Annotated in this window: 11 protein-coding genes and 1 tRNA gene; all 12 read left to right on the top strand. The window is 62.2% G+C overall.

All coding sequences use genetic code 11. From position 1 onward, the window contains the following. The first annotated feature begins 120 nt into the window (after positions 1-120). Positions 121-205: transfer RNA gene (locus tag NLI84_RS02300), tRNA-Leu, on the top strand. Positions 206-319: 114 nt separating this feature from the next. Beyond that, complete coding sequence (locus NLI84_RS02295; RefSeq protein WP_255987892.1) at positions 320-688, top strand: NADH-quinone oxidoreductase subunit A; 369 nt, start codon at positions 320-322, stop codon at positions 686-688. Further along, on the top strand, positions 685-1,188 hold the full coding sequence (locus NLI84_RS02290) for a NuoB/complex I 20 kDa subunit family protein (RefSeq protein ID WP_255987891.1): 504 nt from the start codon (positions 685-687) through the stop codon (positions 1,186-1,188). Before NLI84_RS02295 ends, NLI84_RS02290 begins: the two co-directional genes overlap by 4 nt. A 19-nt stretch (positions 1,189-1,207) precedes the next feature. Further along, complete coding sequence (locus NLI84_RS02285) at positions 1,208-1,795, top strand: NADH-quinone oxidoreductase subunit C (protein ID WP_255987905.1); 588 nt, start codon at positions 1,208-1,210, stop codon at positions 1,793-1,795. Continuing rightward, the gene (locus NLI84_RS02280) at positions 1,785-3,041 is read left to right on the top strand and encodes an NADH-quinone oxidoreductase subunit D (RefSeq protein WP_255987890.1); all 1,257 of its coding nucleotides are present in this window, start codon (positions 1,785-1,787) and stop codon (positions 3,039-3,041) included. The genes NLI84_RS02285 and NLI84_RS02280 overlap by 11 nt, the downstream gene beginning before the upstream one ends. Further along, on the top strand, positions 3,041-3,529 hold the full coding sequence (gene nuoE / locus NLI84_RS02275; RefSeq protein WP_373316870.1) for an NADH-quinone oxidoreductase subunit NuoE: 489 nt from the start codon (positions 3,041-3,043) through the stop codon (positions 3,527-3,529). The genes NLI84_RS02280 and nuoE overlap by 1 nt, the downstream gene beginning before the upstream one ends. Position 3,530: 1 nt before the next feature. Then, positions 3,531-4,820: an NADH-quinone oxidoreductase subunit NuoF gene (nuoF, locus tag NLI84_RS02270; RefSeq protein WP_255987888.1), complete on the top strand. Its 1,290-nt coding sequence runs from the start codon at positions 3,531-3,533 to the stop codon at positions 4,818-4,820. A gap of 54 nt (positions 4,821-4,874) precedes the next feature. Beyond that, on the top strand, positions 4,875-7,184 hold the full coding sequence (gene nuoG, locus NLI84_RS02265; RefSeq protein WP_255987887.1) for an NADH-quinone oxidoreductase subunit NuoG: 2,310 nt from the start codon (positions 4,875-4,877) through the stop codon (positions 7,182-7,184). Between the two features lie 14 nt (positions 7,185-7,198). After that, positions 7,199-8,245, top strand: a complete 1,047-nt coding sequence (nuoH, locus tag NLI84_RS02260) for an NADH-quinone oxidoreductase subunit NuoH (RefSeq protein ID WP_255987885.1) — start codon at positions 7,199-7,201, stop codon at positions 8,243-8,245. A gap of 10 nt (positions 8,246-8,255) precedes the next feature. After that, positions 8,256-8,747: an NADH-quinone oxidoreductase subunit NuoI gene (gene nuoI, locus NLI84_RS02255; RefSeq protein ID WP_148716763.1), complete on the top strand. Its 492-nt coding sequence runs from the start codon at positions 8,256-8,258 to the stop codon at positions 8,745-8,747. 15 nt (positions 8,748-8,762) lie between these two features. Continuing rightward, entirely contained in the window at positions 8,763-9,416 is a 654-nt protein-coding gene (locus NLI84_RS02250) for an NADH-quinone oxidoreductase subunit J (protein ID WP_255987884.1), read from the top strand. A gap of 3 nt (positions 9,417-9,419) precedes the next feature. Further along, complete coding sequence (gene nuoK / locus NLI84_RS02245) at positions 9,420-9,725, top strand: NADH-quinone oxidoreductase subunit NuoK (RefSeq protein WP_255987883.1); 306 nt, start codon at positions 9,420-9,422, stop codon at positions 9,723-9,725. Positions 9,726-9,748: the final 23 nt, after the last annotated feature.

Here is a 9,748-nt window from a genome sequence, read left to right as displayed (position 1 = left end):
CCAGAAATCCTCGCTGGGCGTGATGCAGGATGTCAAACCGGCAGCGGTGGCGCCCAGTGCCTCGGCGCCGGCGCAGATTCCCGAATAAGCTCGCTTCTCTGTTTTAGATTGCTGCTTGAAGCCGACATGGTGAAATTGGTAGACACGCTATCTTGAGGGGGTAGTGGCTGCGGCCGTGTGAGTTCGAGTCTCACTGTCGGCACCATACTTAATATAAAAACGCCGGGTCACTCCCGGCGTTTTTACGAGCATCAATAACCATAACAATAACTTTCAATATCTTGCCTGTTCTTGTCATTGATTCTGATCGGGGATCCGAATGCTGCAGAACTATTTCCCCATACTGATGTTCCTGGTGGTGGGTGTCCTCGTCGGTGTAGTGCCGATGCTCTTGGGTTGGGGTGTGGGCAAGGTGCTGGGCACCGTCAACCCGGATCCGGCCAAGCTCTCGCCTTACGAGTGCGGCTTCGAGGCCTTCGAAGACGCGCGCATGCAGTTCGACGTGCGCTATTACCTCGTGGCCATCCTTTTCATTCTGTTCGACCTCGAAGTGGCCTTCCTCGTGCCCTGGGCCGTGGTGCTCGATGAAATCGGCATGTTCGGCTTCTTGTCCATGATGATTTTCCTCGCGGTGCTCGTGGTCGGCTTCGTTTACGAGTGGATGAAAGGCGCCTTGGAGTGGGAATGATGGAAGCGCAAAGCCTGGAAAAAGGATTTATCACGACCACGGTCGATACCGTGGTCAACTGGACCCGTACCGGTTCGCTGTGGCCGATGACCTTCGGTCTCGCCTGTTGCGCGGTCGAGATGATGCAGGCCGGTGCGGCCCGTTACGATCTCGACCGATTCGGTATCGTGTTCCGCCCCTCGCCGCGCCAGTCCGATCTGATGATCGTCGCCGGCACGCTGTGCAACAAGATGGCGCCTGCGCTGCGCAAGGTCTACGACCAGATGCCCGAGCCGCGCTGGGTGCTCTCCATGGGCTCCTGTGCCAATGGCGGTGGCTACTACCACTACTCGTATTCGGTGGTGCGTGGCTGTGACCGCATCGTGCCGGTGGACGTGTACGTGCCGGGTTGCCCGCCGACCGCGGAAGCCCTGCTTTACGGCCTGATCCAGTTGCAGAACAAGATCAAGCGCACCAACACCATCGCCCGCGGCAAGCAGATCGCTGCGGCCAAGGCGTGAGGGCCAGACCATGACCACCATGACCCTCAATGTGCTCGTCGACGAATTGAACGCCAAGCTTGGCGAGGCCGCCATTGCCAGCCTCAAGGTCGAGCTCGACGAAGTGACCGTCGAAGTACCGGCCACCCAGTGGGCCGCCGTGTCGCTGAAGCTGCGCGACGAGCTGAAGTTTGAAGGCTGTCTTGACGTCTGTGGCATCGACTACAGCGCCTACAAGGACAGCGTGTGGGAAGGCAGCCGCTTTGCCGCCATCTACCACCTGATTTCCTACGCCCACAACGTGCGCCTGCGCGTGCGTGTGTTCGCCACGGACGACGATTTCCCGGTCGTGCCGTCGGTGGTCGAAGTGTGGAGCGGCACCAACTGGTTCGAGCGCGAGGCGTTCGACCTTTACGGCATCGTGTTCGAAGGCCATCCGGATCTGCGCCGCATCCTCACCGACTATGGTTTCGTCGGTCACCCGTTCCGCAAGGACTTCCCGCTGTCGGGCTACGTCGAGATGCGTTACGACCCGGAGCAGGCGCGCGTGATCTACCAACCCGTCACCATCGAACCGCGCGAAATCACCCCGCGCATCATTCGCGAGGAGAATTACGGTGGCCGCTGAAATCCGTAACTACACGCTGAACTTCGGCCCGCAACACCCGGCCGCGCACGGCGTGCTGCGTCTGGTGCTCGAGCTCGACGGCGAAGTCGTCGAGCGCGCTGATCCGCATATCGGCTTGTTGCACCGCGCGACCGAGAAGCTCGCCGAATCCAAGACCTACATCCAGTCGCTGCCGTATATGGACCGTCTCGACTATGTGTCGATGATGGCCAACGAGCACGCCTACGTGATGGCGATCGAGAAGCTGGCCGGCATCGAAGTGCCGATCCGCGCGCAATACATCCGCGTGATGTTCGACGAGATCACCCGCGTGCTGAACCACCTGATGTGGATCGGTGCGCACGGCCTCGATTGCGGCGCGATGACCATCTTCCTCTACGCCTTCCGCGAGCGCGAAGACCTGATGGATTGCTACGAGGCGGTGTCGGGCGCGCGCATGCACGCGGCCTACTACCGCCCGGGCGGCGTCTACCGCGACCTGCCGGACCAGATGCCGCAATACCAGGCATCGAAGGTGCGCAACGAAGCCGCGATCAAGCGGCTCAACAGCAACCGCGAAGGCTCGCTGCTCGATTTCATCGAGGACTTCACCAATCGCTTCCCGACCTATGTCGACGAGTACGAAACGCTGCTCACCGACAACCGTATCTGGAAGCAGCGTACCGTCGGCATCGGCGTGCTCACGCCGGAACGCGCGATGAATCTGGGCCTCACCGGCCCGATGCTGCGCGGTTCTGGCATTGCCTGGGATCTGCGCAAGAAGCAGCCGTACGAAGTCTACGACAAGCTCGATTTCGACATCCCCGTTGGAAAGAACGGCGACTGCTACGACCGCTACCTCGTACGTATCGAGGAAATGCGCCAGTCCAACCGCATCATCAAGCAGTGCGTGGCGTGGCTCAAGGCGAACCCGGGTCCGGTGATCGTCGACAACTACAAGATCGCACCGCCGTCGCGCGTTGGCATGAAATCCAACATGGAAGAGCTGATCCACCACTTCAAGCTCTTCACCGAAGGCATGCACGTGCCCGAAGGCGAGGCCTATGCCGCCGTCGAGCATCCGAAGGGCGAATTCGGCATCTATATGGTGTCCGACGGCGCCAACAAGCCTTACCGCCTGAAGATCCGCGCCCCCGGCTTCGCGCATCTGGCCGCCCTCGATGAGATGGCACGCGGCCACATGCTGTCGGACGTGGTCGCCATCATCGGCACGCAGGACATCGTATTTGGGGAGATCGACCGCTGATGGCCGCTACCAGACTGCTGAGCGACGACGCGCGCAAAGAGATCGACCGGGAACTGGCGAAGTACCCGGCCGAGCAGCGCCGTTCCGCCACCATGAGCGCCCTGCGCATTGCGCAGGTGGAACACCGCTGGCTGACCAACGAACTGATCGAGGAAGTGGCCGAGTACATCGGCATCGCCCCGGTTGCCGTCTACGAGGTCGCCACCTTCTACAACATGTTCGACCGCGAGCCGGTCGGCCGCCACAAGATCACGGTCTGTACCAACCTGCCCTGTGCCTTGTCCGGTGGCGCCGATGCGGGCAAGTATCTGCAGCAGAAGCTCGGTATCGGCTACGGCGAAACCACCGCGGATGGCCGTTTCACGTTGAAGGAAGGCGAGTGCATGGGCGCTTGCGGCTATGCGCCGGTGCTGTTGATGAACAATCACAGCATGTGCAAGCACATGACGCCTGAAGCGATCGACAAGAAACTGGCGGAGCTCGAATAACATGACCGTATACGTGAAGGGCGTCGTGTTCGAGGGCGTCGATTTCGACGATCCGAACAGCTGGAAGATCGACGCATACATCAAGCGCGGCGGCTATGCCGCGCTGAAGAAGATCCTGCAAGAAGGCATCACGCAGGATGCGATCATCGCCGAGATGAAGGCGTCGGCATTGCGCGGCCGTGGCGGTGCGGGTTTCCCCACCGGCCTCAAGTGGTCGTTCATGCCCCGGAGTTTCCCGGGCCAGAAGTACCTGGTCTGCAATACCGACGAGGGCGAGCCGGGAACCTTCAAGGATCTCGACATCATCGTCAACAACCCGCACGCGCTGATCGAAGGCATGATCATCGGCGGCTTCGCGATGGGCATCTCGGTCGGTTACAACTACATCCACGGCGAAGTGTTCGAGGCCTACCAGCGCTTCGAGGCTGCGCTGGAAGAGGCGCGCGCCGCGGGCTTCCTGGGCGAGCGTATCCTCGGTACCGATTTTTCGTTCCAGCTGCATGGCCACCACGGTTACGGTGCCTACATCTGTGGCGAGGAAACAGCGCTCTTGGAATCGCTGGAAGGCAAGAAGGGCCAGCCGCGCTTCAAGCCGCCGTTCCCGGCGAGCTTCGGCCTCTATGGCAAGCCGACCACTATCAACAACACCGAAACGTTCGCCTCGGTGCCGTACATCATCCGCGAGGGTGGGCAGAAGTTCCTCGAACTGGGCAAGCCCAACAACGGTGGCACCAAGCTGTTTTCGGTCTCCGGCCATGTGAACCGGCCTGGCAACTACGAGATTCCGCTCGGCACGCCGTTCAGCGAACTGCTTGAGATGTGCGGCGGCATGCGCGGCGGCAAGAAGCTCAAGGCGGTGATCCCGGGTGGCTCGTCCGCCCCGGTGCTGCCGGCCGACATCATGATGCAATGCACGATGGATTATGACTCCATCGCCAAGGCCGGTTCCATGTTGGGCTCGGGCGCAGTGATCGTGATGGACGAGACCACCTGCATGGTCAAGGCGCTGGAGCGGCTCTCGTACTTCTACTTCGAGGAATCGTGCGGTCAGTGCACGCCGTGCCGCGAAGGCACGGGCTGGCTCTACCGCGTCGTGCATCGCATCGAGCACGGCCAGGGGCGCGCCGAAGATCTAGACCTGTTGCTCTCTGTCGGCGCCAATATCGCCGGCCGCACCATTTGTGCGCTGGGCGACGCCGCAGTCATGCCGGTCCAGGGGATGCTCAAGCATTTCCGCGCCGAATTCGAACACCACATCGAACACAAGAATTGCGTCGCCCCGGGCTACTGAGCCGGGTGATGCGCATGTGTTCGTTGCAGACTTTGTGATTGGGATCGAATCGATATGCTCGAAATCGAAATCGACGGTAAGAAACTGACAGTACCCGGCGGTAGCACGGTGATGGACGCAGCCCACTCGGTGGGCGTGCACATTCCGCATTTCTGCTACCACAAGAAACTGTCGATCGCGGCCAACTGCCGCATGTGCCTCGTCCAGGTGGAAAAGGCACCCAAGCCCCTGCCGGCCTGTGCCACGCCGGTCACTGACGGCATGAAGGTGCATACGCACTCCGACATGGCGGTGACGGCGCAGAAGGGGGTGATGGAGTTTCTGCTGATCAACCACCCGCTCGATTGCCCGATCTGTGACCAGGGTGGCGAGTGCCAGCTGCAGGATCTGGCCGTGGGTTACGGTGGCTCGGCCTCGCGTTACGAGGAAGAGAAACGCGTGGTGCCCAACAAGAACCTGGGCCCCTTGATCTCCACCGACATGACGCGTTGCATCCACTGCAGCCGCTGTGTGCGCTTCACCGAGGAAATCGCTGGGTACCAGGAGCTCGGCATGCCGGGCCGCGGCGAGCACACCGAGGTGATGACCTTCATCGGCAAGACCGTCGATTCGGAAATTTCCGGCAATGTGATCGATCTGTGCCCGGTCGGCGCGCTGACCAGCAAGCCATTCCGCTACAGCGCCCGTGCCTGGGAATTGAGCCGTCGCAAGTCGGTCAGCCCGCACGATGGCCTCGGTGCCAACCTCGTGGTCCAGGTCAAGGACCACCGCGTCAAGCGTGTGCTGCCGCTGGAAAACGAAGCGATCAACGAATGCTGGATCGCCGACCGTGACCGCTTCAGCTACGAAGCGCTGAATTCTGAAGAGCGCCTCACCAAGCCGCTGATCAAGCAAGGTGGTGTGTGGCAGGAAGCCGACTGGCAGAGCGCGCTCGAATACGTGGTGCACGGCCTGAAGGACATCATTGCCAACCATGGCGCCGACAGCATTGCCGCCGTCGCCACCGAGCAGGCGACGCTCGAAGAGCTGTACCTGCTCAAGCAATTGTTCGCGGGCCTTGGCAGCCAGAACGTCGAGACGCGTTTGCGCGCCGCCGACTTCGGTCTCAAGACCCAGGGCGCAACTTGGCTCGGTCAGTCCATCGTCGATTTCGTCGGCAGCGATGCCGTGCTGGTCGTCGGCTCGACGCTGCGCAAGGAGCAGCCGCTGATCGCGCAACGTCTGCGTCAGGCGGTGAAGAAGGGCGCCAAGCTTGCCATCGTCAATTCGCACGGCGATGACCTGTTGACCACTTTGGCGGGTGAACTCATCGTCCGCCCGGATCAGCTGGTCGAAGGCGTGCTCGCCGTGATCAAGGCCGTGACCGAGGCGCGTGGCGTCGCGGCGCCGGCCCATATCGACCTCGCTGGCGTCGAAGTGACCGACGCTGCCCGTGCGGTGGCCGCCGTGTTCGAAGGCAAGGACAAGACCAGCATTGCGTTGGGCAACCTCGCGCAGCAGAACCCGCGCTACGCCGAGCTCCATGCCGCCGCCGCCGCGCTGGCCGAACTCGTCGGCGCCAAGCTCGGCGTGTTCGCCGCTGCCGCCAACTCGGTCGGGGCGCAACTTGCTGGTGCCACCGGCGCCGGCAATGTGTTCGCCCAGCCGAAGAAGGCCTACGTGCTGCTGAACACCGAAGTCGAATTCGATACCGCCAATGGCGCCGAAGCGCTTGCCGCCGTGCAGCAGGCCGACATGGTCGTCGCGCTGGGTAGCTTTGGCAGCTGCGCGCTGGAACACGCCGACGTGATCCTGCCAGTGTCGCCGTTCTCGGAAACCTCGGGCACCTTCGTCAACGTCGAAGGCAAGCCGCAGAGCTTCAACGGCGTGGTGCGCCCGCTGGGCGAAACCCGCCCGGCCTGGAAGGTGTTCCGCGTGCTCGGCAACCTCCTGGGGCTGGAAAACTTCGGCTTCAACAGCTCGGAAGAAGTGCGCGATCTGGTGCTGGCGGGCGATGTCGCCGCCAAGCTGTCCAACGCGGCGGTCGCACCGGTGGCCGTCAAGGCCCAGGCCGCGAGCGGCGTGGTTCGCCTGGGCGAAGTGCCGATCTACCAGCTCGACATGCTGACCCGTCGCGCCCCGGCGCTGCAGGCTACGGCTGATGCGCTGGCTGCAAGCCAGCTGAAGGCCAATGCTGCGACGCTCGCCAAGCTCGGCCTCGCTCATGGCGGCAACGCCCAGGTGAAGCAGGGTGCCGGCGTAGCGACGCTCGCCGTCGCACTCGACGCAGGTCTTGCCGATGACGTGGTGCGCGTGGCAGCCAACCTGCCGGCGACCCGTGCCCTCGGCGCGCTGACCGCGGCCATCGAAGTGACCCAGGCATAAAGGACGAGATCACGATGGAACTGTTGCAAAACCACCTCGGCGTCGAACTCGGCCATGTGGTCTGGACGCTGCTCAAGATCGTCTGCATCGTCGCCCCGCTGATGGGCGCGGTCGCTTACCTCACGCTCGCCGAGCGCAAGGTGATCGGCTATATGCAGATCCGCATCGGCCCCAACCGCGTCGGCCCGTTCGGCCTGCTGCAACCGGTGGCCGATGGCGTGAAGCTGCTGCTCAAGGAAATCATCGCGCCATCCGCCGCCAGCAAGGGCCTCTTCTTCCTGGCCCCCGTGTGGGTGCTGGTGCCGGCGCTGGCCGCCTGGGCCGTGGTGCCGTTCTACCCAGGCTTTGTGCTCGCCGATGTGAACGTGGGCCTGTTGTACGTGATGGCCATCACCTCGATGGGTGTGTACGGCGTGATCCTGGCGGGCTGGGCGTCCAACTCCAAGTACGCCTTCCTCGGCGCGATGCGTGCCGCGGCGCAGGTGATCTCGTACGAATTGGCGATGGGCTTCGCGCTGATCGGCGTGATCATGGTGTCGGGCTCGCTCAACCTGTCGGACATCGTGAACCAGCAAGGGCAGGGCATCGGGGGCGGCTCGATCCTGAGCTGGAACCTGATCCCGCTCATGCCGCTGTTCGTCGTCTACTTCATCGCCGGCGTGGCCGAAACCAATCGCGCGCCGTTCGACGTGACCGAGGGTGAATCGGAAATCGTCGCCGGCCACATGATCGAATACTCGGGCATGAGCTTCGCGCTGTTCTTCCTCGCCGAATACGCGAACATGATTTTGATTTCGGCGCTGACCTCGGTGATGTTCCTCGGTGGCTGGCTCTCGCCGTTCCCGGCGAGCTGGGGCTTCCTGGGCGCACCGAGCTTTTTGTGGTGGGTGCTCAAGGTCGCCGCCATGCTGTTCTGCTTCCTGTGGTTCCGCGCCACCTTCCCGCGCTATCGCTATGACCAGCTGATGCGCTTGGGCTGGAAGATTTTCATCCCCGTGACACTGGTGTGGATCGTGCTGATCGGTGCGTGGATGCAGACCCCGCTGTCGATCTGGAAGTAAGGAAAGAGCCATGGAAAGAATCAATCATTTCTTCAAGACCTTCCTGCTCGTCGAGCTGGTCAAGGGCCTGATGCTGACCGGGCGCCACTTCTTCCAGCGCAAGATCACTGTGCAGTTCCCGGAAGAAAAGACGCCGATGAGCCCGCGTTTCCGCGGCCTGCATGCCCAGCGCCGCTACGCCAACGGCGAAGAGCGCTGCATCGCCTGCAAGCTGTGCGAAGCGGTGTGCCCGGCAATGGCGATCACCATCGAGTCGGAACAGCGTCCGGACGACAACACCCGTCGCACCACGCGCTACGACATCGATCTGACCAAGTGCATCTTCTGCGGCTTCTGTGAGGAAGCCTGTCCGGTCGATGCCATCGTCGAGACGCACATCCTCGAATACCACGGCGAGAAGCGTGGCGATCTCTACTACACCAAGCCCATGCTGCTCGCGGTCGGCGACAAGTATGAAGCCGAGATCGCCGCCCGCAAGGCGGCCGACGCCAAGTACCGCTAAGCACAGGAATCCGTCATGACCGAAGTCCTTTTCTACGTGTTCAGCGCCGTGCTGCTGTTTGCCGGGCTGATGGTGATCACCGCCAAGAACCCGGTGCACGCCGCGCTTTACCTCGTGCTGTCGTTCTTCACCGGCGCCATGCTGTGGATGCTGATGCAGGCCGAATTCCTCGCCGTCTCGCTCGTCGTCGTCTACGTCGGCGCAGTGATGGTGCTGTTCCTGTTTGTGGTGATGATGCTGGACATCAACTTCGAGGAACTGCGCAAGGGTTTCTGGAAGTTCGTGCCGCTGGCGACCGTCGTCGCCGCCATCATGGCGGTGGAAATGGTGCTGATCCTGACCCATCCGGCCGCGCAGCTGAAGGGCGTGACGCTGATGGAGCGCGCACCCGAGTACAACAACGTGCGCGATCTGGGTGTGCAGATTTACACCACCTACTTCCTGCCGTTCCAGCTTGCCGCCTTCGTGCTGCTGGTGGGCATGATCGCCGCGATTGCGCTGACGCTGCGCAAGCGCAAGAACACCAAGTTCCAGAAGCCCGGTGAGCAGGTGAAGGTGAAGCGCAACGACCGCCTGCGCATCGTCAAGGTGGACAGCGAACCCAAGCCGACCTTCGAAGCGCCCAAGCCGGCTGCCGAAGGGCAGGGCGAAGGCGCAAAGGGAGAATAAGACGTGGTCACACTCGAACATTACCTGGTGCTGGCGGCGATCCTGTTTGCGATCTCCGTGTTCGGCATCTTCATGAACCGCAAGAACCTGATCGTGCTGTTGATGGCGATCGAGCTGATGCTGCTCGCCGTCAACATGAACTTCATCGCGTTCTCGCAGTTCCTCGGCGACTCCGCCGGCCAGATCTTCGTGTTCTTCATCCTGACGGTGGCGGCGGCCGAATCGGCCATCGGCCTCGCGATCCTGGTCGTGCTGTTCCGTAACCTGCGCTCGATCAACGTCGAAGACCTCGATCACCTCAAGGGTTAACCGGAAAACTACGGGTCATAACA

The organism is Chitinolyticbacter albus (assembly GCF_024437655.1).
Lineage (GTDB): Bacteria > Pseudomonadota > Gammaproteobacteria > Burkholderiales > Chitinibacteraceae > Chitinolyticbacter > Chitinolyticbacter albus.
Note: the sequence above shows the minus strand (reverse complement) of the source record. Positions and strands in the feature narration are given on the sequence as shown.